The organism is Arcicella sp. GW821-FHT09D11 (genome assembly GCF_059416265.1).
The window spans coordinates 14,119-39,118 of the sequence record NZ_JBWKOV010000004.1 but is presented as its reverse complement, the minus strand read 5'-3'; the positions used below and the strand labels follow the sequence as shown (position 1 = coordinate 39,118).

At 36.8% G+C, this 25,000-nt stretch carries 28 protein-coding genes; 12 read left to right on the top strand and 16 right to left on the bottom strand.

What is annotated here, in order from left to right; translation table 11 throughout:
* Positions 1-18: 18 nt before the first annotated feature.
* Positions 19-297, bottom strand: a complete 279-nt coding sequence (locus tag AC07N0_RS12975; protein WP_494589506.1) for a MafI family immunity protein — start codon at positions 295-297, stop codon at positions 19-21.
* A gap of 213 nt (positions 298-510) precedes the next feature.
* Here AC07N0_RS12975 and AC07N0_RS12970 point away from each other — a divergent pair, with 213 nt between their 5' ends.
* Positions 511-1,278, top strand: a complete 768-nt coding sequence (locus tag AC07N0_RS12970; RefSeq protein WP_494589505.1) for a hypothetical protein — start codon at positions 511-513, stop codon at positions 1,276-1,278.
* A 457-nt stretch (positions 1,279-1,735) separates the two neighbouring features.
* Here the strand turns inward: AC07N0_RS12970 and AC07N0_RS12965 are convergent, their stop codons facing one another.
* Positions 1,736-2,233: a nuclear transport factor 2 family protein gene (locus AC07N0_RS12965; protein ID WP_494589504.1), complete on the bottom strand. Its 498-nt coding sequence runs from the start codon at positions 2,231-2,233 to the stop codon at positions 1,736-1,738.
* A gap of 409 nt (positions 2,234-2,642) precedes the next feature.
* Between AC07N0_RS12965 and AC07N0_RS12960 the strand changes: the two genes are divergently transcribed.
* Positions 2,643-2,789, top strand: coding sequence for a hypothetical protein (locus tag AC07N0_RS12960; RefSeq protein WP_494589503.1), 147 nt, complete (start codon positions 2,643-2,645; stop codon positions 2,787-2,789).
* A gap of 92 nt (positions 2,790-2,881) precedes the next feature.
* Here AC07N0_RS12960 and porV read toward each other — a convergent pair whose 3' ends face one another.
* The 4 genes from porV to arfB form a co-directional block, all read right to left on the bottom strand.
* Positions 2,882-3,997, bottom strand: a complete 1,116-nt coding sequence (porV, locus tag AC07N0_RS12955; RefSeq protein WP_494589502.1) for a type IX secretion system outer membrane channel protein PorV — start codon at positions 3,995-3,997, stop codon at positions 2,882-2,884.
* An 80-nt stretch (positions 3,998-4,077) separates the two neighbouring features.
* Positions 4,078-4,200 (bottom strand): hypothetical protein, encoded by a 123-nt coding sequence (locus tag AC07N0_RS12950; RefSeq protein WP_494589501.1) that lies wholly within the window; start codon positions 4,198-4,200, stop codon positions 4,078-4,080.
* Between the two features lie 3 nt (positions 4,201-4,203).
* Positions 4,204-5,244: an agmatine deiminase family protein gene (locus tag AC07N0_RS12945; protein ID WP_494589500.1), complete on the bottom strand. Its 1,041-nt coding sequence runs from the start codon at positions 5,242-5,244 to the stop codon at positions 4,204-4,206.
* Positions 5,245-5,471: 227 nt separating this feature from the next.
* Positions 5,472-5,894 (bottom strand): alternative ribosome rescue aminoacyl-tRNA hydrolase ArfB, encoded by a 423-nt coding sequence (arfB, locus tag AC07N0_RS12940; protein ID WP_494589499.1) that lies wholly within the window; start codon positions 5,892-5,894, stop codon positions 5,472-5,474.
* Positions 5,895-6,083: 189 nt separating this feature from the next.
* Between arfB and dinB the strand changes: the two genes are divergently transcribed.
* Positions 6,084-7,163 (top strand): DNA polymerase IV, encoded by a 1,080-nt coding sequence (gene dinB, locus AC07N0_RS12935; protein ID WP_494589498.1) that lies wholly within the window; start codon positions 6,084-6,086, stop codon positions 7,161-7,163.
* Here dinB and AC07N0_RS12930 read toward each other — a convergent pair.
* The 4 genes from AC07N0_RS12930 to AC07N0_RS12915 all read right to left on the bottom strand — a co-directional run bounded on the left by AC07N0_RS12930 (position 7,160) and on the right by AC07N0_RS12915 (position 10,175).
* A complete protein-coding gene (locus AC07N0_RS12930) occupies positions 7,160-7,369 on the bottom strand; it encodes a hypothetical protein (RefSeq protein ID WP_494589497.1) in 210 nt (69 codons plus the stop codon). The two genes, dinB and AC07N0_RS12930, sit on opposite strands and share 4 nt — an antisense overlap.
* Positions 7,370-7,763: 394 nt before the next feature.
* A complete protein-coding gene (locus tag AC07N0_RS12925) occupies positions 7,764-8,231 on the bottom strand; it encodes an SMI1/KNR4 family protein (RefSeq protein WP_494589496.1) in 468 nt (155 codons plus the stop codon).
* Between the two features lie 121 nt (positions 8,232-8,352).
* The gene (locus AC07N0_RS12920) at positions 8,353-9,084 is read right to left on the bottom strand and encodes a LytR/AlgR family response regulator transcription factor (protein WP_494589495.1); all 732 of its coding nucleotides are present in this window, start codon (positions 9,082-9,084) and stop codon (positions 8,353-8,355) included.
* Positions 9,081-10,175, bottom strand: coding sequence for a sensor histidine kinase (locus AC07N0_RS12915; RefSeq protein WP_494589494.1), 1,095 nt, complete (start codon positions 10,173-10,175; stop codon positions 9,081-9,083). The genes AC07N0_RS12920 and AC07N0_RS12915 overlap by 4 nt, the downstream gene beginning before the upstream one ends.
* A gap of 392 nt (positions 10,176-10,567) precedes the next feature.
* On the opposite strand from AC07N0_RS12915, the gene AC07N0_RS12910 reads away from it, so the two are divergent.
* From AC07N0_RS12910 to AC07N0_RS12885, 6 genes are all read left to right on the top strand, one after another.
* Entirely contained in the window at positions 10,568-12,061 is a 1,494-nt protein-coding gene (locus AC07N0_RS12910) for a CotH kinase family protein (RefSeq protein WP_494589493.1), read from the top strand.
* Positions 12,062-12,256: 195 nt separating this feature from the next.
* Complete coding sequence (locus AC07N0_RS12905) at positions 12,257-13,684, top strand: CotH kinase family protein (protein WP_494589492.1); 1,428 nt, start codon at positions 12,257-12,259, stop codon at positions 13,682-13,684.
* Positions 13,685-13,801: 117 nt separating this feature from the next.
* Positions 13,802-14,284 (top strand): hypothetical protein, encoded by a 483-nt coding sequence (locus tag AC07N0_RS12900; RefSeq protein WP_494589491.1) that lies wholly within the window; start codon positions 13,802-13,804, stop codon positions 14,282-14,284.
* On the top strand, positions 14,274-15,074 hold the full coding sequence (locus tag AC07N0_RS12895; RefSeq protein WP_494589490.1) for a polyphosphate polymerase domain-containing protein: 801 nt from the start codon (positions 14,274-14,276) through the stop codon (positions 15,072-15,074). Before AC07N0_RS12900 ends, AC07N0_RS12895 begins: the two co-directional genes overlap by 11 nt.
* Positions 15,049-15,684, top strand: a complete 636-nt coding sequence (locus AC07N0_RS12890) for a DUF4956 domain-containing protein (RefSeq protein WP_492800102.1) — start codon at positions 15,049-15,051, stop codon at positions 15,682-15,684. Before AC07N0_RS12895 ends, AC07N0_RS12890 begins: the two co-directional genes overlap by 26 nt.
* Before the next feature lie 7 nt (positions 15,685-15,691).
* Entirely contained in the window at positions 15,692-16,393 is a 702-nt protein-coding gene (locus tag AC07N0_RS12885; RefSeq protein WP_494589489.1) for a DUF2490 domain-containing protein, read from the top strand.
* Between the two features lie 114 nt (positions 16,394-16,507).
* On the opposite strand, the gene AC07N0_RS12880 is transcribed toward AC07N0_RS12885, so the two are convergent.
* Entirely contained in the window at positions 16,508-17,209 is a 702-nt protein-coding gene (locus tag AC07N0_RS12880; RefSeq protein ID WP_494589488.1) for a PAS domain-containing protein, read from the bottom strand.
* A 523-nt stretch (positions 17,210-17,732) separates the two neighbouring features.
* Entirely contained in the window at positions 17,733-18,293 is a 561-nt protein-coding gene (locus tag AC07N0_RS12875) for a carboxypeptidase regulatory-like domain-containing protein (RefSeq protein WP_494589487.1), read from the bottom strand.
* Between the two features lie 25 nt (positions 18,294-18,318).
* Between AC07N0_RS12875 and AC07N0_RS12870 the strand changes: the two genes are divergently transcribed.
* Positions 18,319-18,489: a hypothetical protein gene (locus tag AC07N0_RS12870; protein WP_494589486.1), complete on the top strand. Its 171-nt coding sequence runs from the start codon at positions 18,319-18,321 to the stop codon at positions 18,487-18,489.
* On the opposite strand, the gene AC07N0_RS12865 is transcribed toward AC07N0_RS12870, so the two are convergent.
* Positions 18,476-19,201 carry a 3-keto-disaccharide hydrolase gene (locus AC07N0_RS12865; protein WP_494589485.1) on the bottom strand — a complete coding sequence of 242 codons (726 nt, stop codon included), beginning with the start codon at positions 19,199-19,201 and terminating at the stop codon, positions 18,476-18,478. The two genes, AC07N0_RS12870 and AC07N0_RS12865, sit on opposite strands and share 14 nt — an antisense overlap.
* A 479-nt stretch (positions 19,202-19,680) precedes the next feature.
* On the opposite strand from AC07N0_RS12865, the gene AC07N0_RS12860 reads away from it, so the two are divergent.
* Both AC07N0_RS12860 and AC07N0_RS12855 read left to right on the top strand, forming a co-directional pair.
* On the top strand, positions 19,681-20,757 hold the full coding sequence (locus AC07N0_RS12860) for a Fic family protein (RefSeq protein ID WP_492800108.1): 1,077 nt from the start codon (positions 19,681-19,683) through the stop codon (positions 20,755-20,757).
* A gap of 266 nt (positions 20,758-21,023) precedes the next feature.
* On the top strand, positions 21,024-21,476 hold the full coding sequence (locus AC07N0_RS12855; RefSeq protein ID WP_494589484.1) for a methylglyoxal synthase: 453 nt from the start codon (positions 21,024-21,026) through the stop codon (positions 21,474-21,476).
* 209 nt (positions 21,477-21,685) lie between these two features.
* On the opposite strand, the gene AC07N0_RS12850 is transcribed toward AC07N0_RS12855, so the two are convergent.
* From AC07N0_RS12850 to pdxA, 3 genes are all read right to left on the bottom strand, one after another.
* Complete coding sequence (locus AC07N0_RS12850) at positions 21,686-22,615, bottom strand: NAD(P)-dependent oxidoreductase (protein WP_494589483.1); 930 nt, start codon at positions 22,613-22,615, stop codon at positions 21,686-21,688.
* 135 nt (positions 22,616-22,750) lie between these two features.
* Entirely contained in the window at positions 22,751-23,629 is an 879-nt protein-coding gene (locus AC07N0_RS12845) for a sugar phosphate isomerase/epimerase family protein (RefSeq protein ID WP_494589482.1), read from the bottom strand.
* A gap of 279 nt (positions 23,630-23,908) precedes the next feature.
* Positions 23,909-24,940 (bottom strand): 4-hydroxythreonine-4-phosphate dehydrogenase PdxA, encoded by a 1,032-nt coding sequence (pdxA, locus tag AC07N0_RS12840; RefSeq protein WP_492800112.1) that lies wholly within the window; start codon positions 24,938-24,940, stop codon positions 23,909-23,911.
* Positions 24,941-25,000: the final 60 nt, after the last annotated feature.

Genomic DNA, 25,000 nt, shown 5'->3' with positions numbered 1-25,000 from the left:
TAGTTTTATCACTTCATCTTATACAGACTTAGGAATATTTTCCCTTATCAATTCTTTCATAAAACAATAACTATCTTGAACCAAATTTATACTTTCTCCAATCTTGGAAATTGATTTATAAATCTCATTATCTATTTTAATATCGTCCTCATACATTTGTGTTATTATTGTCTCAAAGCACAAACCGAACTCATTATGTAGTAAATAATCTTTAGCATTTCTCAAATCATTCTCCTTTAAACCAAGTATTCTTGCAACTTCAATTAGTTTTAATAAGTCGTTTATTAATATTTTCATTGTATTATTTAATTGGAACAGCTTGGGTATATATAAGACGAGTTTTCATTTCATATACTGCTATTTCACCCCTAAAGGGTAACACATGTCAAAAAATAGAGTGGATTACTTTCTTGTGAATTATTACCATTTTCCATAGTTGATTTATGGTTATTTTTCTTAATTTGTTTAACTAAACGGATTGAGATATACTATAAAATAAATAATGACTGTATGAAAAATGCAATTTATGCTATTTTTATAATTTTCTCACGGATTCTTAGGATGGATAATCTTTGGGTAGATAAAAAGAAAGAACAAAAAACACTAATTAAAAAAGATACCTCGGAAGTGCAAAGTACTCAGGAAATTTTAAATACAGAAAGCAAACAACTAAAGACTATAAATGTTGACTATTCAACACATATGTATTTACTGCATATCTTAACCCTTTTGCCTACTAGTACAATCATTGGTTGGGTGTGGGACCCTAATGAAAGAAGGGAATTGGAGGAATTCATTAAGCAGAATAATTTTTTTCTTTATCCCTATAGGGATAAGGATTTATGGTTTAATGCGCCTAATAACCTTGGTTTGTTTATGTATGGTGGTTATTTTTGGACGTTGTCGATTTATAAAATAGTACCACACAATTATATTGTTATCGTGAATGATTATGATGGGAGAGACAACATAATAGCTTTTGAATACAAGAGTGGAAAACTCAAAGCCATTAAGGTTGAAGACTTATTTGGGGATGTTTTTTCGGAAATATTAAATGACAAAAATGATTCAAATTGTATTGAGTTTGTGAATGAAAAAGGTTTTGTGTTTGAATATTACTTACAAGATACAACAAAGGTAGAAATAAGTAATATTTGTTACCTAAAAGAAAATGAATGCAAAGATTACTTAAAAGGGAATACCTTAAATTATGAATTTAATCCCAATACTAAGAAGTTTGACCTCATTGAAGTAAAGTGGGTTGAATATAAGGAGTAATAAAGTTAAAGCTTGAGGGTTATTTTATCTTGGAGGGACTTAATTCGGGGATATATCAGTAGGGTCGTATGGCATACGACCTTTCGACGTACAATAATAGGATGAATCGGACGACGAAAAGGACGAATGCAATTCGTCCCTACTGATTATCTGGAATTGTGAGAATTACCTTATACATTTCCAAAGACTTAATCAATTTTTCCTCTGTATTCAGCTATCGTATATTGACCTACACTTTCAAAATAATGTGCTTTCGCATCAAAATTTATGCACAAGTAACTAACGGAGAAATGAGATTCTTATTAACTAATTAATCTCTTATGGAATTGCAAAAAAATCCATTAACTATACACAATTATTTAGGGCTTAGCTTTGACAAGGTCTTTAGATGTAGGACTTAGTTGAAAACGGCTATCTAGCAATACTCATGAAAATTACTCGTTTCATGACTTTATAGCTAGTTCATTTTCATTTTTTCAGCAGAATCCCAATGTTCGGCAATTTTCCCGTTTTCGATTCTAAATAAGTCAAACCATGTGGTGGTGTATTTTTTAGATTTATCGTTAGGATCGGGCAGTTCTCTTACAAAACTTATCATCACTAGGTCGCCCTCGGCAACAATGGCAACCACTGATGCTTTGATGTTATCTGATATTGGCTGTGGTTTTGTAAATTTTGCAAAGAAATCAACCATTGCTTTTCTGCCCGTAGCTGCATTCGGATTGTGTTGCATATAATTTTCATCGAAGTATTTCTCAGCCACTTCAAGGTGTCCACCTTCTAAAAATTCTCGCCACATATCGTAAACAAGTTTCTTGTTTTTCGCTAGTGTTTCGTTGCTACTTTTCAGAAGCTCTTCTTGTGATGCAAGGGGCTTTACTGGTAGTTGGGCAAAAATTTTGTTCGATGAAAATGTAAAAACAATCGTTGCGAATATTACAAATAAGTATTTCATAAGTAGTAATTAGTAAAGAGTGAATGGTTCGCCTGCGGGGTGGCATTTCAAATTTCTAGTTATCAGTTGTTTATGATAAGTAAAAACGGTGCTTAATTGGTATTGATTACTTGAAAGTTTATTGAAAATTATAATTTCTGATGCTAGTTTGTGGAAACTATAACAGAGCCATATTTTATCGTCGGGCAATATGGCAAATCTTTAGCAAGGTATTTGATTTTTATGGAATTGCAAATTCCATAAAAAATAAATGTTTACTTCAAGAAAGTATAAAAGAATTATACTTGATGATAACATCGTGTGTTTTTTATCAGAAATAACCTTACATATTTTGGTTGGACAAACTTATAAATTGCTTTGTATTTTTGCTAGGCAACATTCCTTACGGAAGTCGTAATGGTAGAACACTATGCCAAAACAGGAGGTAAAATTCATTCCCAAAGCCAATTATTTCGCCCACCAAGGGCAACCGCAAGGCACTGTACAGGTAGGGACGAATAGCATTCGTCCTATTGTTCGTTTGCTAAGGGTCGTATTGCATACGACCTTTTGGTAAACAAATAATAGGACGACGAAAAGGACGAATGCAATTCGTCCCTACCAGATGGGTGCAAAGTATATTATCAATATTCCGCTTTATAATAACTCTTATTCAATCCTAGAAAAATTAAATCCTACTGAAAGTATTAATGTGTTGCCAATTATACTGTTATTATTGTCAATTGAATAAGCAACATCCAGATTTACCAATTTCTTAATTAAAACCCCTGTCCCCAATGTTGTAAAATTACGATTACCCTTGTCTTGGGCTTCTATAAATCTACCTGCTCTTAGAAATAAAAAATCATTATAGCTATACTGCATTCCCAACGACCATACTATTTCTCTTAGTTCTTCACTTAGTCCACCTGGGGCATCAGAAAATGAAGCTACGATTCCAGCTAAAGCTGAATCTTTATAATGCTTACTATTCCATGTTGGTATCAGTAATTTATTGGCATCTACCGTAAACGACAGCTTATTTTTGGCATCAAGCCTATAGGTAGGCGCTATACCTATTTTTAGATTGGTGGGTAAAAAACTCTCTTGTGAGGTAAAAACATCCTTAACTTTTCCGCCAATATTATTAATACTAACGCCATAATTGAAAGTGAGTTTTTTGAAAACATCAGGATCAACGTGAGCCATACTGATATCAAGGACAAGATTAGTATTAGAAGAAGCCATATTCGTATTAGCTCCAACATCCATTGTGTGTTCAGATAAGTATTTCATCCCCACAGCCATGGATACTTTGTCTGAAAAGCGTCTGGAATAATTCAGTCCTACAGCCCAGTTGTTTGCATTAATCTCTTCAAGGAGTTGTCCTACAGCATTAGTAGGTTGAAAAGTACCACTTCTAAAATAGGTGATATTACTTGATAACACACTCTTTTTATCGATTTGATAATATCCTCCTCCTTGCCAAATAAACATATCACCCACCAATTTTCTAAGCCAAGGTGAATATCCAATAAATAGTCCACTCCTATTGGTGGAATGTACCAACATAGCAGGATTTAAGAAAGTAGCGGTTTCATCCTTAAAGAGTGCCATTCCGCCATATCCCAAAGAAGTAGTTGCAGCATCAATAGGGCTGAAAAGTGCAAAAGAATATGATGGTGCAGGGACATTAATAAAGCCTTGTGTAGGAGGTGTTGTTTGTGCTTTTAATAATTGTGCAAAACCAGCAATAAGCGTAAAGAGTAATAGTGTTTTTTTCATGGTTTAAATTTTATAGTAAACTCGTGCAGAGTATTTGTGTGGTAAATATGTATTGTGTATGTATTTATGTAAAACAATGTTTATGCCATGACAGGTCTGGGAATTATCCACGAGAACAAAAATGTAGGGTCGTATTGCATACGACCTTTTGGCGAACGAATAATAGGACGACGAAAAGGACGAATGCAATTCGTCCCTACCAATGTTTAAACCGCTGGTTCTTGCTGAGATAAACAGTGGAAACTGCCTTGTCCCCAAATAATGTCAGTAGCATCTAAGCCAATTACTGGGCGGTCTGTAAAAAGCCCTGAGAGGATATCTAACGCTACATCATCATTTTTACATTGATATGTCGGAACGATTACGCCAGCATTGGTTATCAAGAAGTTGGCATACGAGCCCGGTGTTCTAAACTCATCAATCACTACTGCTGAGGGCATTGGTAATTCTACAACATTCAGTTGCTTGCCATTTACCAAACGCATCTGTTTTAATAGCTGTAAATTATCGTTCAATACTTCGTAGTTATCATCGTTTTTGTCGTATTCAATAGCTGCTACTACGGTATCGGCATTGACAAAACGAACGGTATCATCCACATGACCGTCGGTATCATCCCCTACTATACCATCGTTTACCCATAGCACCTGTTCTTGTCCGTAGAAATCACATAAATATTGCTCTATTTGGGCTTGGTTCAGATGTGGATTTCTATTAGGGTTCAACAAACATGAGCGACTGGTCAGTACTGTGCCCGCTCCATTAAATTCTACCGACCCGCCTTCCATAATAATGCCGGGGGTTACGCTATTTAAGCCACGGTATTCGGCAATTTTGGTAGGCAAATTGTTATCATCATCAAAAGGAGGATATTTCCCGCCCCAAGCGTTGTATCCCCAGTTCACAATCATGCGTTGTTTGGTTTCTGGATTAATCAAAAACGCAGGACCGTGGTCTCTGCACCAAGCATCGTTGGTGGGGTTTACTAATATTTCTATCTGCGAAAGTTCAATATCGTATTTCGGTAATTCATTCAAAATGAACGATTTAAGGGTTTCGTCATTTACATTCAAGCAAACCTTTTCACCTTTAGCAATCGCCTTGATAAAATTAAAATATTGTGGGTACATTTTGGCTAGTTTGTCACCTTGCCAAGAGTGGTCGTTGTGCGGAAAAGTAAGCCAAGTTGCTACGTGTGGATGCCATTCGGCAGGGAAAAAGTATCCTTGTGATTTTGGAGTAAGCATTTGTGTTTGTTTTAAGGTGCAAAAATAGGGATTTATCTTTAAAGCTGTAAGCATTAGGCTATAAGCTTTAAGCTATCGGATGTCAGATTTCGGCTAATTGCCTTCGGTGTCACATCTTAAAATCTATAACGTTAAAGTCCTTAAATAAAAAATCTTATATCTTGAATCTTGCGTCTAGTATCTTAAAGTCCTAAAGTCTAATAATCCTAAAGTCCACAAACAAAAAACTATTCTTCAAAAGAAATCCCTCTTCTATTCACTTTTTTGATGGAAGCGATTTTTTTGGTTTTGAGTCTATCCATTTTAGAAGCCAAAGTTGGTTGACTGGCTTTGCGTTTTTTTGGTACGAACAAAGCCTTTTTTAGTAAATCCATAAACTTTTTAATCGCCAAATGTTTGTTTCGAAGTTGAGTACGTTCTTCTTGCGAAACAATGATGAGTTCACCCTCAGAATTAATTTGGTTTTTAAGTTTTTCTTGAAGCGTATTTTTCTGAATTTCGTCTAATAAAACGGAATTGATTATATTGAATCGGAGTTCTATCTTGGTAGAAACCTTATTAACATTCTGTCCACCAGCTCCGCCACTTCTTGAGGCTTGGAATTGGAATTCAGGACTGAAATCTTGTTTAAGTAATTGGTCGAGAGACATTTTTTTAATGAGTGAATGAGTGATTTTTTTTTAATGAGTGAATTGTGAATGAGTGAGTTAGTGATTGATATAAGCTAACAGTCATGAGATATCGGCTTTCTATTGTCAGTAAATGGTTTGTGAAAGCTGACGACTGAAATCCGAAAGCTGAAAGCTCATAGCTTATTGCTTACAGCCGAAAGCCTAAAAATGCCCGAAACAAACATACGAAAAATAATTCATATTGATATGGATGCCTTCTATGCTTCTGTAGAGCAAAGAGACAACCCTGCTTTGCGTGGAAAACCCGTCGCAGTGGGTGGCTCGCGTGAGCGTGGCGTGGTGGCAGCAGCCAGTTATGAAGCTCGTAAGTTTGGCGTTCGTTCGGCGATGTCGTCGATGATGGCAGCGCGAAAATGTCCGAATTTGATTTTTGTCAAACCCCGTTTTGAAAGCTATAAGACTGTTTCCAAGCAAATCAGAGAGATTTTTGCGGAATATACTCATCTGATAGAGCCCCTGTCGCTAGACGAAGCTTATTTAGATGTTACCGAAAATCTAAAAGGCATGGCATCCGCCACAGAAATAGCCAAAGAAATTAGGGCAAAAATCAAAGAGAAAACACAACTAACGGCCTCCGCAGGGGTATCATACAATAAATTCTTAGCCAAATTAGCATCCGACTACAAAAAGCCTGATGGACTCTTTGTGATAAAACCTAACCAAGGTGAAAAATTTGTAGAGCAATTAGAAGTATATCGTTTTCATGGCATAGGCAGGGTAACGGCCGATAAAATGAACAAAATGAATATTTTTACGGGTCTGGATTTACGCCAATACGACGAAGCTTTTCTGACCAAAAACTTCGGCAAGGCAGGGAAATATTATTATAACATCGCTCGTGCGATAGACAACCGCCCCGTGAATCCCGAAAGAATCAGGAAATCGGTAGGCTCTGAAAATACCTTTTGGCGAGATTTAGAAACCAGTGTAGAATTAGAAGCGGGATTAAAACCTATTATCGACGACGTTTGGAAATACTGCGACCGTACTCATATCTATGGCAGAACAGTAAACTTAAAGGTAAAATACAATGATTTTCAGATTATCACACGGAGCAGAACGACGCTCTCTCCTATTTTTGACAGTGCCTTTTTTGAAAAAATAGCCTTTGAATTATTAGAACAATTATATCCCGTTCCAAAGGGTGTAAGACTATTGGGTATTTCTTTATCAAACCTAGAGTCGGCTGATGAGATGGTGGGGAAACAGTTGACTTTGGAATTTTAGGATTGGGCTATCGGTCGTCGGCTTTCAGACTTCGGTTTTTTACCCCATGGCTGGTCTCCCTTTTTTCCCCGTGGCTGGTCTCCCGACCAGTCCACATTCGTAGTAATTATATTATTATTGATACAAAATGTAAATTTATATACTGGTGAGATAGCTAAAAAGCAATGTGGACTGGTCAGGAGACCATTGGTGTTCGGAAAACTCATGTTTTGTTCCTTGGTTTTATTTCCTCAATTTTATTGGGGTTACCGCCACAATAAATAATGATGTCTGTAATAGTTTCCCATTTAAGTTCCTCAAGAAACTTTTGTTTCATAATTTTATATCCTTTAAGTTGGTTAGTTTTCTTATAAACTATCAGTAATATACTAGCAATCAATGTGATAAGTCTTTCTAACCGAAATTCCTCTATCAAAAACTTGAAGATTATTTTCCCCTTGAGTTTTTTGGCATAATAATCAACATGGGTCGTCGAAGCTAATTCTTGTATGTATTCATTGGGTAACAGTGCCAAAATTTCTTCAACTTACATCCAATAAATAAACAACTTTTTCTTCCGAACAACGATGGTCGGAAGACTAGCCACGGAAGTAATGACAACTATAAATAATCATAAAGTTTTGATGAGTCTTCAATATATAACTCTATAAATTCAGCAAGAGAGTTAGTAATTGGTTTAAACGAATCTTCATGCGGAAGAATACCAATTACATAATCCTCTTTACTAGTTACTTCAATCCCATACCACCAACTTCTATGCATATACTCAGCAAATAAAAATATGTTCTCTTTATTCATTAAGTGAGAGTTTTCAAATTCATTACTTACTGAGATAATTGCTTCCACGGGGTAGAACAAAAAACATTCTTCATCCATTTCATTAGGATAAAGCATTTCCATGCCATTTACCTTTAAATAAAATTCAATGAAATCATTTGGTAAATTCAAGAAATTATTTTTTTGAATTTTATCAATTTCTTTTTTTGTTTTTGGTTGTATTGAAATATTTTGTTTCTCCCAAAATTCCACTAATCGGGTAATCATAAATATTATTCTTTCTAATGCCATAATTTTAATATTTTTACCTCTGTGGCTGGCCTTCCGAACTCGACATAGTAAAAAGTAGGGCTGAATTGCATTCAGTCTATATCGGAAACGGCTGAATGCAATTCAGCCCTACTTTTACTCATCACCTTTTCCCCCGATACCTCTCTTCAAAAAAATCAAAAAAACGACTGCCAATTGGGATTTCTATAGGCCCGATATTGATTTTGGTTTTCTGAAAACTGTCTATCTTTTTTAAATTGACGATATAGGAATTGTGTATTCGGCAAAACACCTTTTCTGATAATTTCACCTCCATTGCCTTTAGATTTAATCGCGTCAGGATAGGCTTCTGCGGGGATTTTACAGTATAAATCTTTACATAGTCTTTCAGTCCTTCTATGTATAGAATTTCGTCATACATGATTTTAATTTCCTTGTATTCCGAATAGACAAAACAACAATCAGGCTCATTTTCTTCACTTACTGGCAAGGGAACAGTTTTAGATAGTTGCCTTAAAATAAATAATTCGTTGGCTTTGTTGGTAGCTTTCAGCAGGCGCTCAAAGGCAATGGGCTTTAATAAATAATCTACCACATTCAGGTCATAGCTTTGTAGGGCATATTGCTCAAAGGCCGTCGTAAAAATCACCATAGGCGATTCTGAAAGGCTTTTTAGCAATTGTATGCCCGTCAGACTAGGCATCTGAATATCAATAAAAAGCAAGTCTATCGTTTCCTTTTTCAAGATTTCAAACACCTCTAAAGGATTGGTCGTTGACTTTACTAAATCAAGATAGGGTATTTTTTGTAAGTCATCTACCAAGATATTCAGGGCAAATGGCTCATCGTCTACTGCCAAACAACGGATTTTCATGCGCTCAGGTTTATCAATAAGTTTACTTCAAACTTTCCCCATTCAGTATTAATACTAAGCTGGTGTTTGTCGGGATAATGCAAGGCTAAGCGCTTCTTTACATTCGGGATTCCAATACCAGATTCTTCTTCCAACAAGGGCGAGTTACTCGTAAAAATATCATTTTTACTATAAAAGTGTAATACTTTGTCTTTGATTGATAAACGAAATTCAATGGGCGTATCTTGCTGACTATGTACGCCATATTTAAAGGCATTTTCTACAAATGGAATAAACAACATGGGCTCTATCATCAGGGTTTCGGTGTCGCTCTCTACTTCAAATATTACTTTTGAAGGGTCAATCAGTCTCATGCGTTGCAAGTCGATATAGTCGTTGAGGTATTTTATTTCTTGCGAAAAAGCCACTTTATCATGGTTCGCATGGTAAATCATGTACCGTAGCAAGTCTGAAAGCTTGAGGATATACCCTTCTGTTTGTTCTGATTTTTGTCGTGCCAACCAACGAATATTATTGAGGGTATTAAACAGAAAATGAGGACTTACTTGCAATTTCAACACTGCTAATTCTGCGGCTACTTTTTCATAAATAATTTGCTGTTGGATAGCCTTGTTTTCGGTGCGTTCTCTCCAGAGGGCAATCACACTACTGAGCGCCACCACCAATATAAACGAAACAAACATCCCCAAAAAATGAGGTGAATTGAGCATCATGGGCGGTCCTGCGAAAAATGGTCGCGGACGTCCCTCGCCATGTAATGGTGGTGGGCCTTCATGCCTTGGTCGTGGCATATCATCAAAGGTAAAGTCAAACATTACCTTATCTATGATAAACGTAATCAGGAATGCCCCTAGCAATAAACCGATGAATGTGCCCCATGTGCCTTTTTGGAGGGTATTAGGTGTCAGCCAATGTAGGTTGAAATAAAACAGTCCTATCAACAAAAAGTTGTTGATAAGGTTGGAAACCAGAAAGGGATAAAACTTTAGGCTTTCCTTTATGGAGAAGGGGAAGAATGAAAAGGGCGCTAAAATAAATACTAGCCACCCCAAAATATGTATTAAAAAAGAATATCGCTCTAAATACTTCATAGACTGAATACAACGTGAAGTTTATTAAAATGTGGTATCAAGTTACGCTTTTATTTATTGATATAGTTTTGAAGTCTTTACAAGTGTCTATCAATACATTCATTGTGCATATTTTGATTGAAAATGCCTTCAATTTGGGCTTTTATCTACACATGTAATCTAGTATTCTACACTCGTTTATTCATCAACTGGTTGATGCGTTACTTTGAAGATGTAGCGGTTAAAACCTATTTCTATTAGCGGGTGACTTAAGTCACCCGCTAATAGAAAGGAGAGCAGGATAAGTAGTCGAATTGTACCTACTGTAAATGTTGCTAAGGCTTCTAGCGTAATTTCTCTACTACAAATGAAACATCAAGAGGTTGCTTTCCCAATCATAAAATACTATAACCATGCTTATCCGTAAATTCATTCTTATTATCCTCTGTTCGGCTGTAGCTAGTTCAACACTTGCACAATCCAGCCACGAAAACCCTCATTATGACATCGTATTTCCTCAGCGAAAGGTAAACAAACTGGTGGTTACGTTAAAGAAAGAAGACTGGCAACATATTCAGTCGGAGATGAAAAATATTTTAAATACTGAATTTGGTACGATGAAAAACGGACGAGGAATGCCTAATATGCCTCCGCCTAACTTTGATAGAAATGCTCCAAACAGACAGGATAGGCAATGGGGTTCTCTAATGAAGATGGTACAAAAAGACCCACCATACGTTTCGGCGAAACTTACGTTTAAAGATAGTACTTGGCAACAGGTGGGTTTCAGACTGAAAGGGAATTCTAGCTTGATGATGTCATGGGGACAAGGCATTTATAAATTACCATTCAGACTGGACTTCGGGAAATACATCAAAAAGGGAAGTGATTTCTATGGGTTTGAAGAACTCTCTATGTCACCCGCCATGGGTGATAATTCGTTAATGAGAGAAAAAGTAATGAACGAAATTTTTCAACAAGCAGGCATCAATTCACCACAAACTGCTTATTATCAGGTATATATCAATTTTGGTGAGGGTGAAAAATATTGTGGTATTTATACGATGGTGGAAGTAGTAGACGACACCATGATTAAAACACAGTTTGGCGAGAAGTCGGGCAATATTTATAAGCCAGAATCTACCTTCGCAAGGTTTGATAGTACTGCTTTTGAAAGAAAAAATAAAAAAAGTTCTCCTGCCGACTGGAGCGACATCAAGCAGTTGATTAAGGTATTAAATGCGTCGTCGCGCACTAACAGCCCTGCACAATGGCGAAGCGATTTAGAGGGCGTATTCAATGTAAACCAGTTTTTGAAATGGTTAGCCGTCAATGCGGTGGCGGTCAATTGGGATACTTATGGAGCGATGGCGCATAATTTTTACCTGTACAATTCTCCGCTGGGGCACCTTACGTGGATTCCTTGGGATAATAACGAAGCCCTGAAAACTGGCAGAGGTGGCGGTGGTGGTTTTGGAGGACCACCAGATATGAATGGGATGCCTGCCTTTAACCCAACCATGCAACAAGGCGATGCCCCTGCTATGCCAACGGGTGGCAGAGAGATGCCTCCACAGATGATGCCTCCGATGATGGGGAAAAGTGGGTCGTTATCCCAAAAAGAGGTAACAGACCGCTGGCCATTAATTCGCTTTTTGATGGATGATGAGGTATATGCCAAACGATACAAAAACTATGTAAAGGCGTTTAGTGTGTATATTTTCACGCCCAAGAAAATGCACGCTTTGTTGGATGAACATTACCAATTATTAAAACCTTTGGTGGCGTTAGAACAAAAGCCTTATTCGCAATTGACTGATGTAAATGCATTTGAAAAAGAATTTGAAGGACTTAAGAAACACATCGAAGCACGACAAGAGGCCGTTCAGGCTTTTTTGAAGGAATAAATAATATCTATCTACACAAACACGACATTCATCTACACGTATGCAACGGTTGGAATAAGGGGCTGGTCTTCGATGTATAAACCTCACCCCCAACCCCTCTCCTTCAGAGAGGGGAGAAACGAGTACTCGAAGATTCCCCTCTCTGAAGGAGAGGGGTTGGGGGTGAGGTTTTTTACCCCATACAAATAAACCAATATGAAAATCAACAACTTAGTAGGCTTTCTCTTACTGGGAACAATGGCTTTGTCTTCTTGCAAGGTAAACGATGAGATAAGTGCCTCTACACCCGACTGGACGGAAGCGTCTCATGGCAATAGCGTTAGTCCAGATTATGATGTGGCTTTTCCACAAGATAAAGTCAATACACTTGAAATTACGATGACGTCGGCAGATTGGCAGGCCATCAGAACTGATATGAAAACCAAATCTGGGTCAGATTTTGGTGCGAGTTCATCTGGTAGTGGGATGCCTGGCGGGGCAAATCCTGGTGGCGGAGGTGGTGGGAACGCTGGTGGTGGTGGCTTAGACCTCATCACTGGCGACCCTATTTATGTAGCCACCTCAGTAAAATTCAACGGTAAAGAATGGTACCATACAGGTTTCAGACTCAAAGGCAATTCTAGTCTATCAGGAGCATGGCGAAGTGGCAACTATAAATTACCCTTTAAACTAAATTTTGATGAGTTTGAAGATACCTATCCCGAAATCAAAAATCAGCGTTTTTATGGCTTTAAAGAATTCTCGATGTCGCCGGGATATAACGATAATTCGCTGATGAGGGATAAAATAGCAAGCGATTTGTTCAGAGCAGCAGGCATCCCAAGTGCTCAAACTGCTTTTTATAAAGTGTACATCAATTTCGGTAGTGGACTAAAATATTGTGGCGTGTATACGATGGTAGAAGTAATAGATGACACAATGGTGAAAAACCAGTTTGGTGAAGACGATGGTAATATCTATAAACCAGAATCGGCACTAAAGACTTTTGTACAAGACGATTTTGAGAAGAAAAATAACAAAACAGCCGCTGATTACTCGGATGTACAAAGCTTCATAACTGCCCTAAATGCTAATACTCGCACAAGCAATGCTAGTCAATGGCGAAGTGATTTGGAAAAGGTTTTTAATGTAGACCATTATTTGAAAGTGCTAGCGGTCAACAATGTGATTGTGAATTGGGATGCTTATGGAGCGATGGCGCATAATTATTACCTCTATACCCATTCCACTAAAAAAATAACATGGATTCCGTGGGATTTTAACCTTTCGATGACCACTAGCAGTACAGGTGGACAGGGCAATAATCAGCAAGGGGTTTCATTGGCGATGACGGAAGTAACCAATGCTTGGCCATTGATTAGGTATTTGGCAGATGATGCCACCTATTATGCCAAGTACAAGGCATACGTAAAAGAATTCAATGACAATATTTTTACGGTTGCCAATGTCAATGCGATGTTGGATAAAAACTATACCCTGATTGCCCCTTATGTGACGGGTGCTGAACCTGAACAAAAAGGCTATACATACCTGAGCAATGCCAGTGATTTTGCTACGGCAATTACAGCTTTGAAAACACACGTTGTTACTAGAAATACGGCGGTGAAGGCTTTTGTGAAATGAGTTCTTTGGGTAAGATAATCCTCAAAATTTCTATTAGCGAGTGACTTAAGTCACCCGCTAATAGAAAAGGTTAGTACTTAATAGCCTCTTATATAAATCCAATACAAACATATCAATATGAAAACCACAATAACGATTTTATGCCTGATTTTAAGTACCCAACTATTCGGACAAAGCAAGAAAGACCTTAAAAAATACCGTGTAAAAAACATCACTGAAATAATTGTTGACGTCAGCGGAGGGAAAGAAACCAAACGAACAGATGTACAGAAGAAATTGGATGATAACGGTAATGTAATCGAGGAAATCAATTTTGATAAAAAAGGCAATATCCAGACCAAAACCCTTAATAAATACAACTCAGAAAAAGATAAAGTAGAAGAAATTGTGCAAGATGCCAATGGCAAACAGATAAGTCGCGAGGTATATAAATATGACATCAACGGCGAGAAAAAAGAGGAATGGAAATATAATGAACTGAACACCTTGGAAACCAAGCAAATCTATACGATAGATAGCAAAGGGTTTAGAACCGAACGAAAAACCATAGACGCACAAGGCAAAACCATTCAAATAAAGAAATACATCTATGGGAACTAGTAGCTTGTTGGAGACTATCACAAAGGAAATAGCGCAGTTTGAACCTATCACGTTGGCGGAAATGGACAAGGTAAAGCTGATGGACAGGGTGGATGTAAAATACGTAATTCCACTTTGGTTGCTACCAGAGCTATTAAAAGAAGCCTGTGAACATTACAAAGTAGTGGTGGTGAACCAAGAGCGCATTTGTGCGTATGAAACCCAATATTTTGATGAAGATAACCAGATGGGACTATATCATCAGCACCAAACGGGTAGTTTGAACCGCTATAAAATCCGTACACGCAATTATGTGGGGTCTGATTTACAGTTTTTTGAGATAAAATTTAAAAACAACAAAGGCAGAACCCTGAAAAAAAGAATAAGAACAAGTGAGTACAATAAACCGTCGATTGATGAAGATAATGAGCGTGATTTCCTTGAAAAACATACTCCCTTCCACCCCAACGATTTAAAGGGCGTGCTTTGGGTGTTTTATAGGCGAATCACGCTTGTTAGCAAACATACTCTGGAAAGGCTGACGATAGATTTAGAACTCTGTTTCAAGAACAACGACAAAGAAAAGGGATACCCTACGATTGTGATTGCGGAGGTAAAACAAGAGAAAAAGGGAGCTTCGCACTTTATCGAACTCATGAAAAAATACCATATCCGCGAAGGCTCTATCAGTAAATATTGCTTTGGCATTATCAGCTTGATAGAGGGCGTAAAATACAATCGTTTCAAACCACATTTACTAAAAATCACTAAATTAATCAGACAACATGATGCTCTTGCAGGACATAGCTAGTACCGATACTTTACAAAATATTCAGGGCGCTGGGTTTGAATTATTGGATAAACTATCACCCAAGTTTTTTTTACGACTAACCATTGATTTAATTGCTACTACTATCTTGGTAAGGCTTATTTATTACAGAACCTACCACAAAACAGAGCAGTTTTTTACTTTTTTCACCTTCAATCTTACCATTTTCCTCATTACCAATTTATTGAATAATGTAGAGATGTCTATGGGTGCGGCCTTTGGGTTATTTGCTGTTTTTTCAATGCTCCGTTACCGTACCGAAAGTATCTCTACCCGTGATATGACCTACCTCTTTTTGGTCATCGCCATTGGTTTACTATCGGCAGTAAGCAAAGGGGGATGGGACGAACTTTCTGCATTGAACGGCATCTTATTAATCACAACGAGTGTATTAGAAAGTAAATGGCTGGTAAAAAAAGAACACTCAAAATCAATCATTTATGAACGGATAGAGTTGATTCACGTCAATAGACGTCAGGAACTATTGGAAGATTTACAAAACAGAACTGGGCTGAATGTACAACGAGTTGAGATAGAATCAATTGACTTTTTGAGAGACGCTACCCGTATGATTATTTACTATGTTGACTAAACTAACCATGAAAAACACACAGCTATATATACTTTGTCTTTGCTTAATGAGTACTTTGATGCATGGACAAAGCACAAAAGATTACAACGATTTTCAGACGTGGTACGGAGCATCGATTAAGCTAGATTTACCCAAAAGATGGTCGGTATCCGGGCAATATAGGATGCGTTTGGCTGATGATGCCAGCAATTACAAGGGGTCGTATGTGTACGGACAAGTAGATAAACGCCTTAGTAATGTCTTTGAAATAACAAGTAGTTATCGCTTGGCGATGGTCGACAAAGGCACTTATCATCGCTATGCTTTGGGAATTGAGGCTCAAAAAGAAATAGGCAGATTTAGGGCTTCTATCAGACCGATGATACAGTATCAAAAACAATATTTTGTGGGCGACGACGAGCAGTCGGATACAGATGCTTTTCTACGGACACGCTTTACGGGAAAGTACAAACTTACTAGAAGACTGGATGTCTATGCCTATACGGAACCATTTGTAGAGCTTGATAATAGCTTGGCTTTTGATAGATTTCGTAATTCGGCGGGTTTGAAATATGAGGTGAATAAGAATTTTAAAGTGAACTTATACTATTTGTGGGTGCCTGATTATTCGCACAAACAACTCCGTACTAACCATATTGCAGGGCTTGATTTAGAGTTTACGTTAAAGCCTTGGAAAAAGAAAAAGCGGGTTGTTAATATTGAAGAATAAATGTGGGGAACCGTGATTGTCTTATTGTCGGGAATGCGGACATATGCAATATGTCCCTACTTTTTAAATGTGCAAAATAATAGTAGGGCTTAATGGCATTAAGCCTCCTACAAATCATACAGTTTCTAATTTCACTTGTGCAGTAATCGCTAAAAACTCATTCTTGAGGTTTAGCAATTGCGTGTTGATTTCCTTGATAGAACCATCTATCTTTTCGGCACTTTGGCATATTGTATTAGATAACGTCTGGAGTTCTTCAAACGTTAGCGTAATATCTTTTTGCTGAGAGAGATTGATGATACCTAATATTTTTGAATGTTCGTGCCTTAATTCATGCGATAAGGTAAACGAAATTTTCTCAATATTCTTGATTTGCTTTAATATCATTGATTGAGACGTCACCTGTGGTGTAATATTATTAGACATCGTTAATATTACCTTATTACTATTGTTCAGTTTGCTTTTATAAAAAGGAGTAACATGATTTTTGAACCAGTGATATTTCCCTTGTTTATCCTTCCACCTATTTAAATGTATGTGTGTACTATCTTCTTTGGAGACTACATTTTTTTGAAACAAGTCTATAATTTCTTCATAATCATCAGGGTGAATAATTTCTTGAAGTACTTTATCTCCTAAAGAATGTATCTCCTCGATAGTATAGCCTATGTTTTCAAAAACAGCATTATTGATAAAGAGATTTTTTCTTTCTTCAACATCATAAAGAAATACTACATACGGAAGTGCATCTAAGATAGATTCTAGCAACTTATTTTGCTCTTCAAGGGATAAACTTAAGAAGTAATTTGATTTCATCGGAATAGGTAGTTGTTCAATCAATAAAGCTTACCCTTCAACAATCTAGCTTAATTAAGCAAACATCCGTTTAAAATTTAGTCGTTGATATCAATTCATTCAGATTAAATAACGCACATTAATTACTTAGGTTATTCACTTCAATACCCTATTCCTAGCCAGCGACTTAAGCCTCTAGGAATAAATAATTTTGAGCTTTAGAACTTAACCAATCAATACGTTAGCGATGTCTACTGATGTATTCATTTTGCTAAAAACCCTGTAGACAATCCAATCTGAATAAATATTATTATGGGCAACCATAATGGTCACCCAATCGAAACACTCAAAAAAATCATGCCAAACTCTATAAAATAAACGTAGCAAAATGGTGACTCAAGTTACCGTCTAGTGATAAGACAAGTGACAATATACGCAAGAAAAAACACTCAACGAATTATTAAATAACAGTTATTCTCAACAAAAGACATTCCTCTTCGGTCGGTGACTTAAGTCATCGACCAAAGAGGAATGTCTACCTTAACTACCTCCACAGAACACGAAAATACCAAATATATTTTGCTCTGCTATAAATGATATTAATGGTATTATCCATATTTTCAACATTATATCTATACGTAGTAACCATGCTTGTTTTCAGACTAGAGGTAGCCTCGGAGGAGCTTAATATTTTTTGAGCCATACGCTCAATATCATCTTTAAGGTGGGTTTTGTTAGCTACTATCGTCACCTCTTTTAATTCTTGTGCTTCGGGAATGAGTAGCAAAATATCGAGGTCATTTTTTCCAGCATCGTTAGGGCTGATAGTAATATTCCTAGCCACGTGACCACTACAATTTATCGTGAGAGAATCATTGTTTTCATGAAGGCTGTGTAGAATAAACCTTCCCTCTGTATCAATAGTTTGTAGGCTGACAGCCTTATTTGGCAAGTTTTTGAGCGTAACCCTTACAAAAGCTACGGACTTGCCAGTTATTGAATCCATGACAAAACCCTTGATAGCATGAGGCGTTTTGGGGGGAGACTGTGCGAAAACTGGATAAAAAATAAAGTAACAAAAAATAAAAGTAAGTAGCTTTTTCATGACATGAATGAGGTTTGTGAAAATCATGTCCAATATTAAAGCGATGACTGACCCCAAAGTGGGAAATGTGTTGAATCTATTAGAAAATGGGGTGAATTACACTCTCTCGCAAAGCCTTGTCTGTGGGAATATGCCCGATAAGGTATTATCGTTAATATCTAATCCCACAGCAAGTACAAACGCTAAAGGTTCTTAATTTTTATATTTCTAAATGATATTCCTTTCGACCAATCCTGTAAAGCGATACTCCCTTTTGTAGATTTACTAAATTGAGGAAAATACTTAAATCCACTTTTGGCAACTAGCGCTTTCCATTCTTTAGCATTAAGGTTTTGTTCCGCAGTTAGTATGCCATTTAGGTAAAACTGAACCTGACCATTTACTTGTTTAATAATCGACTGGTTCCATTCGCTAGCAGGTTTGGTTGGTGCGGTATTCTTTTGGGGATAAAAACCATACAAACAACCCGAACGTTTTTTGGGACTTATTGCAAAGTCGGGATGAGATTCCTCCAACAGCTGATATTCTGGTCCCGAAGCCCAAGCCGTTGGAATAGTTTGTTTTTCAATGACATTGAAAAAAACACCACTGTTCCCCCCTTCACTTATTTTCCATTCAAATTTTAGCTCAAAATTCTGGAAAACCTTATCTGAAACCAAATCACCATGTTCAACCTTAAAGGTATCTGGTTTACAGTATAACTCGTCGTTCTGTATAATCCATGCCGATGGAATTTTCCCTTTATTGTAAATATGCCACCCATTGGTGGTTTTACCATCAAATAGTAAAATCCAACCATCTTTTTTCTCTTGTTCTGTCAAGATATTATTTTCATCTATGGTAAATGATGACAACACAACAACTGTTAAGCTTAATACAATAGCCAACTTGATTAATACATTTTTCATAAGTATTTGATTGTTCTAGGAATGGGGAATAAAAGTTAACTCATATTAATTATCAGCACTTCACGCGTAAACAGTCTTACTTCAGCTATAAATATTTCATACTAAAAAGCTAAGTACTCAGCAAAACATATTGTAATTATAGGCAAATTTACACGATATTGAACGCTGTACTATATGGTTAAAATTTATACCTAAACCAAGAAATACCATGTCGATATGTATTTGATGGGAGGATTTTTAAAGATGCAGTCGATTGGCTTGTTGCTCACGCACATTTCGTTGGAGATAATTCCAACGAAGGCGGAATTACTCATTAATATTATTCTTTCGAAAATGATTAAACACTATTAACCACTTCAATTTTCTATCTTTGGTAATCAAATCTATAAACTAATTGGTATTTGATAGTAGTTTCATGAAGATTTGTTTATACCAATATCTCTAACTAAATATTTAGAGTTTTACTATAAAAGAAAAATATGTGGAATATCGCAGAGTTTCCTCCTAAAATAGACATAGAAACCAAAGAAGTTTTAAAGATGGTAAATAAAGCACGCACAGCTTTAGCAGAACTAAAGGGTGTAGCAGAATCAATACCAAATCAATATTTATTACTCAACACTTTGGTTTTACAGGAAGCGAAAGACAGTTCTGCTATTGAAAATATTATAACCACCCAAGATGAATTATTCAAGGCAGAACTCAATATTGAAGGAGTTCAGTTTCTTGCTGCCAAAGAAGTACAAAACTATGCAATTGCCCTTAAAAGAGGTTATGAATTAATTAAGGAAAGTACATTGTTAACGAATAGAACTATTCTTGAAATTCAAGAAACCTTAGAAAGAAATAAAGCAGGTTTTAGGAAAGTGCCAGGAACAAGCCTTAAAAACAACTTTGGTCAGGTTGTGTATGAGCCCCCACAAAAAAATGATGAAATTGTGTCGTTGATGAATTCCCTTGAAAGATTCATTAATGATGATGAAATATCTGATTTAGATGATTTGATTAAAATGGCACTTATTCATTTTCAATTTGAGAGCATCCATCCATTTTACGATGGGAACGGTCGTACAGGTAGAATTATGAATGTATTATATTTACAGAAACAACGATTAATTAATTTGCCCATTCTGTATTTAAGCCGTTATATCAACCAAAATAAATCCGACTATTACAGGCTTATTCAAAATGTCCGTGACCATGAAAATTGGATTGATTGGGTAAAATTTATGCTCATTGCTATTGAGAAAACGGCTATACAAAGTATAGGTATTGTAAAAGACTTACGTCAATTAATGCAGGTTTATAAGGAAAAGATTAGAAATGAATTACCTAAAATTTACAGCCAAGATTTATTGAATAATCTTTTTAAACATCCATATACCAAAATAGAATTTATTCAAGAAGATTTACAAGTAGGAAGAATTACTGCAACAAAGTATTTAGACCAATTAGTCCAGATTGGGTTACTTACTAAATACAAGATTGGAAAAAATAGTTATTATGTAAACCATGCTCTTATTACACTTTTCTCTCAAGATTATACAATTCAATAAAATTGTAGTTTTCTATACATGATTATACCGATATGTATACAAAAAGATAGTTTTCTATACATGATTATACCGATATGTATACAAAAAGATAGTTTTGTATACATAAGTATGGTAACAGGAATACAAAAAAGTGGCTTAGAGAATTAATCACCTCACCAGAGATACCGATTGTAGTCTTATACATTCCTATTGTAAATAAACTAAAAAGATTACTTTTGTTACTGGAATTCCTAAACACTTAACTAAGTAAAAACAATCTAACGATAATGTCGAATATTAGAACATTAAAGCCTCGCAAAAGAATAGCCCTAATTGCACACGATAATAAAAAATCTGAATTGATTGAATGGGTATATTATAACAGGGGGGTATTATCAAGACATGAATTATATGCTACAGGTACGACGGGCAGACTGGTGGAGGAAGCTATCGACCGACCTGTCGCTAAACTATTAAGTGGACCTCTTGGTGGCGACCAACAAATTGGAGCTTTGGTGGCCGAAGGTGTGATAGATTTGATTATTTTCTTCTGGGATCCTATGTCGTCGCAACCGCACGACCCTGATATTAAAGCACTACTTCGCCTCGGTGTAGTTTGGAATATCCCCATGGCTTGCAACCGTGCTACTGCTGACTTTATGATGACTTCGCCATTGATGAATGGTGAGTATGAATCAAGGCTGACAGATTATTCTGTTTACTTGGGGAGAAAAGTTTAGTCGTTTGATTTGAAAATCTGGTGATTTGAAGATTTGAAAATGGGAAACAATCTCACTTGCAACTAATCTTTTCTATTAGCCGGTGACTTAAGTCACCGGCTAATAGAAAGAAATAGAATTAAACAGATTAAACAACTTTTCAAAAGTTGTCTAATCTTAATCATAATCATTTTCAAATCTTCAAATTCTCAAATCATCAAATCATTACATTACATCGCCTTTATCTTCTCAATCAACACTTCATTGATTTTTTGGTAGCTTTCTACCGTCCAGCCAGCGATATGTGGGGTTAATATTACATTTTTCAACTGAAACAATTGATCATATTGACTTTCCTGTTCAGCAGAAAGTTGCTTCATCTTTTCATTTTCTAGTACATCCAAACAAGCCCCTCTGAGTTTTCCGTTTTGCAAATGTTTCAATACCGAAGCTATCGAGGCAACTTCCCCACGAGAGGTATTAATCAGGAAAATATTCTTCTTAAATTTTGCCAGATAGTCGTCATTTATCAACATTTTGGTAGAGGTATTCAGCGGAACGTGCAGTGAAAGCACATCGGTTTTTTCAAAGATTTCCTCCATGCTAGCTTCCTTTACCAAGTTTGACGAAAAGCCTGTTTTGTAACAATCATAAGCCAATACCTCTACGCCAAAGCCTACCAATCTTTCAGAAAGTGCCTTACCCATGTTGCCATAGCCAATGATGCCCACCGTCATGCCTTTTAGTTCGATACCACGGTTGGCTTCGCGGAGCCAAATTTTCTGGCGTACTTCCGCATCTGCCCCATTGATTTTATTGAATAAGCTCAACAACATACCCAAAGTATGTTCTGCTACAGCATCTGAATTACCCTCGTTGGCAGCAAATAATTTAATGCCCAATTGTTCTACAGCTTCGATGTCTATTAAATCTAGCCCAGCTCCTGCCCTACCGATAAATGCTAATTTTTGGTTATGGCTTAAAAATTCTTTGTCTATTTTGGTTTTACTTCTAATCAATAACCCTTCATAATCTTTGATGATATTCAATAACTCAGGACGTTGAATATTGGGTTGGTAGTCGGGTAAAAAACCTAATTCTTCCAGCATCGTCAGGATGCTTGGGTGCATATCATCCGCTATTAAAACTTTCTTCTTCATAATTGTTGCTCGAACCGATCATTAATTCTGCTCTCTTCGGTACGAGTGTTACTAAAAAAACCTGCCACAGAGGTGACAGGTTCATTTTTCTGTTTACAAATTTAACAGATTAATACTTTACAGAAAAATTAGCGCCTAAAACTTTAACTTTTTCAAGTTGTTCAAGCCGATTTCGATACCTTCCATTGGCGTACGTTTGTAGTTTTCTAATTCTACCACAAAGTATTTTGCTCCTGCAATTTTAGCTGCATTAAAGATTTCTTGGAAATTAATATCGCCTTCTCCTACTTCTACGGTCACGTTTTTAACTGGATCGTGGTCTTTTACGTGGAAATGCGTAAATCTGCCTGGGTGTTTCTTGAACCATTCTATTGGTTTTTCACCGCCTACTACTACCCAGTATAAATCCATTTCGAATGTCACCAAGTTTTTGTCGGTATTGTCCAAAAGCGTCGTATAAAGTTGTTCGCCATTATACTTCTTGAATTCAAAATCATGGTTATGGTATCCGAATTTCACGCCTGAAGCCTTGCAATATTCACCTGCTTTGTTGAAAGTTTCAGCCATTTGCTTACCAATCAAACGGTCTGGGTCTGACATATACGGAGCAATCACATACTTTTGTCCAACCTTGATAGCATCTTCTACCAATTTCTTGAAATCATCCGAAAGCTGTCCGTTTGCATAGTCTTTTGAAGTCACCATAGCATGTGCAGATGGCATTTTCAAACCATTATCAGCCAACGTTTTAGCATAGTCATCTGGCGTTAATCCAAAGAATTTTCCACCTGAATATCCAAAGCCTTCTACTTCTTTGTAACCCATTTTAGCCACTTTAGCTAACGTGCCTTTGGCATCTACTTTGATGGCATCACGGACAGAATACAACTGTACGCCAATATGACGAGCCTCTTTTTTCGCAGCCCATAAATCATTAGTAAGAAGCGTTGCTCCTGCAGTAGCTATCAAGCTATTTTTCAAAAAGTCACGACGTGATTGTTGTTCGATTGACATTGTTAATTAAGGTTGAATTTAGATTGAATAATATTGTTGAAACCTCACCCCCAGCCCCTCTCCTTCAGAGAGGGGAGCTTTAAGACCCAGAGTCTGCTCCCCTTCTCTGAAGGAGAAGGGGCTGGGGGATGAGGTTATTATGCATTAATTATCAGTTACTTACATACTTGTGAATAATCAGTAGGACTTAAGTCCCTCGCTAGGGATAAGTAATTAAATTAAACTTAATAGTTTTTCTAAAGAGAACTGAAGCATTTAAACCTTTTCCTAAAGATAAGTTTAGTTTACCTGCTCGCTAACCGCCACTACCTCTTTTCTATTCCGTATTACATCAATAGCCGTAAAGATGGCTTCTAGCATCGATGTTTCTTTGGCTATATTTTTACCTGCTATATCATAGGCAGTACCGTGGTCTGGCGAAGTACGTACTACCGACAAGCCCGCAGTAAAGTTAACGCCATTTTCAAATGATATATATTTGAAAGGTATCAACCCTTGGTCATGATACATCGCCAATACGGCATCATACTGTTTGAATTGAGCATTTCCGAAAAATCCATCTGCAGGAAAAGGCCCAAAAGCCAAGCTTCCTTTTTTTCTGAATTGTTCTAATACTGGACTAATTACTTCTTTCTCTTCATTACCCAATAGCCCGTCTTCACCAGCATGTGGGTTTAGTCCCAATACAGCGATTTTAGGTTTTTGAATCCCAAAATCTTCTATCAAAGACGTAAACATCAGGTTGAGCTTCTGAGTAATTTTTTCTTGCGTAATTGCTCCGCGTACTCTTCCTAAAGGAATATGCCCAGTGACTACTCCAACCCTTAGCACATCCGACACTAAAAACATCAAAGATTCTTTAGCTTCAAACGCTTCGGTGAAGTATTCAGTATGTCCGGGGAATTTAAATTCTGCTGATTGAATATTATTTTTATTGATAGGAGCCGTCACGATAGCATGAATATGCCCAGCCTTCAAATCTTCAGTAGCTTTTTGTAAGCAAGCCAAAGCAGCCGCACCAGCTTCTGGCGTTACTTTGCCAGGGTTTACTTCTGTTTGTTTGTCGTCCCAACACGTAATTACGTTGGTAAATTTCGGATTGATTTGGTCGATACTCGGGATACTGTGTAGCGCCCAATCTTTTAAATCTAGTGCTTTTCGGTAATAAGTAAATACTCTTTGTGAACCATAAATAACAGGCGTACACATCTTTAAGATACGGTTGCTAGTCAATGCTTTCAAAATTACCTCAGGACCTACACCATTATAATCTCCTAAAGTTATTCCTATGATTGGTTTTTGTTGTTCCATTGTTTTTGTAAAGTAGATGGGCTTTTCTTAGAAAATAACATTTCCCCCATTCTGTAAATT

Coding starts and splice junctions, on each gene's coding strand:
- AC07N0_RS12975 (WP_494589506.1), bottom strand. CDS start 297: ATGAAAATATTAATAAACGACTTATTAAAACTAATTGAAGTTGCAAGA.
- AC07N0_RS12970 (WP_494589505.1), top strand. CDS start 511: ATGAAAAATGCAATTTATGCTATTTTTATAATTTTCTCACGGATTCTT.
- AC07N0_RS12965 (WP_494589504.1), bottom strand. CDS start 2,233: ATGAAATACTTATTTGTAATATTCGCAACGATTGTTTTTACATTTTCA.
- AC07N0_RS12960 (WP_494589503.1), top strand. CDS start 2,643: ATGCCAAAACAGGAGGTAAAATTCATTCCCAAAGCCAATTATTTCGCC.
- porV (WP_494589502.1), bottom strand. CDS start 3,997: ATGAAAAAAACACTATTACTCTTTACGCTTATTGCTGGTTTTGCACAA.
- AC07N0_RS12945 (WP_494589500.1), bottom strand. CDS start 5,244: ATGCTTACTCCAAAATCACAAGGATACTTTTTCCCTGCCGAATGGCAT.
- arfB (WP_494589499.1), bottom strand. CDS start 5,894: ATGTCTCTCGACCAATTACTTAAACAAGATTTCAGTCCTGAATTCCAA.
- dinB (WP_494589498.1), top strand. CDS start 6,084: ATGCCCGAAACAAACATACGAAAAATAATTCATATTGATATGGATGCC.
- AC07N0_RS12930 (WP_494589497.1), bottom strand. CDS start 7,369: ATGAGTTTTCCGAACACCAATGGTCTCCTGACCAGTCCACATTGCTTT.
- AC07N0_RS12925 (WP_494589496.1), bottom strand. CDS start 8,231: ATGGCATTAGAAAGAATAATATTTATGATTACCCGATTAGTGGAATTT.
- AC07N0_RS12920 (WP_494589495.1), bottom strand. CDS start 9,084: ATGAAAATCCGTTGTTTGGCAGTAGACGATGAGCCATTTGCCCTGAAT.
- AC07N0_RS12915 (WP_494589494.1), bottom strand. CDS start 10,175: ATGAAGTATTTAGAGCGATATTCTTTTTTAATACATATTTTGGGGTGG.
- AC07N0_RS12910 (WP_494589493.1), top strand. CDS start 10,568: ATGCTTATCCGTAAATTCATTCTTATTATCCTCTGTTCGGCTGTAGCT.
- AC07N0_RS12905 (WP_494589492.1), top strand. CDS start 12,257: ATGAAAATCAACAACTTAGTAGGCTTTCTCTTACTGGGAACAATGGCT.
- AC07N0_RS12900 (WP_494589491.1), top strand. CDS start 13,802: ATGAAAACCACAATAACGATTTTATGCCTGATTTTAAGTACCCAACTA.
- AC07N0_RS12895 (WP_494589490.1), top strand. CDS start 14,274: ATGGGAACTAGTAGCTTGTTGGAGACTATCACAAAGGAAATAGCGCAG.
- AC07N0_RS12890 (WP_492800102.1), top strand. CDS start 15,049: ATGATGCTCTTGCAGGACATAGCTAGTACCGATACTTTACAAAATATT.
- AC07N0_RS12885 (WP_494589489.1), top strand. CDS start 15,692: ATGAAAAACACACAGCTATATATACTTTGTCTTTGCTTAATGAGTACT.
- AC07N0_RS12880 (WP_494589488.1), bottom strand. CDS start 17,209: ATGAAATCAAATTACTTCTTAAGTTTATCCCTTGAAGAGCAAAATAAG.
- AC07N0_RS12875 (WP_494589487.1), bottom strand. CDS start 18,293: ATGAAAAAGCTACTTACTTTTATTTTTTGTTACTTTATTTTTTATCCA.
- AC07N0_RS12870 (WP_494589486.1), top strand. CDS start 18,319: ATGTCCAATATTAAAGCGATGACTGACCCCAAAGTGGGAAATGTGTTG.
- AC07N0_RS12865 (WP_494589485.1), bottom strand. CDS start 19,201: ATGAAAAATGTATTAATCAAGTTGGCTATTGTATTAAGCTTAACAGTT.
- AC07N0_RS12860 (WP_492800108.1), top strand. CDS start 19,681: ATGTGGAATATCGCAGAGTTTCCTCCTAAAATAGACATAGAAACCAAA.
- AC07N0_RS12855 (WP_494589484.1), top strand. CDS start 21,024: ATGTCGAATATTAGAACATTAAAGCCTCGCAAAAGAATAGCCCTAATT.
- AC07N0_RS12850 (WP_494589483.1), bottom strand. CDS start 22,615: ATGAAGAAGAAAGTTTTAATAGCGGATGATATGCACCCAAGCATCCTG.
- AC07N0_RS12845 (WP_494589482.1), bottom strand. CDS start 23,629: ATGTCAATCGAACAACAATCACGTCGTGACTTTTTGAAAAATAGCTTG.
- pdxA (WP_492800112.1), bottom strand. CDS start 24,940: ATGGAACAACAAAAACCAATCATAGGAATAACTTTAGGAGATTATAAT.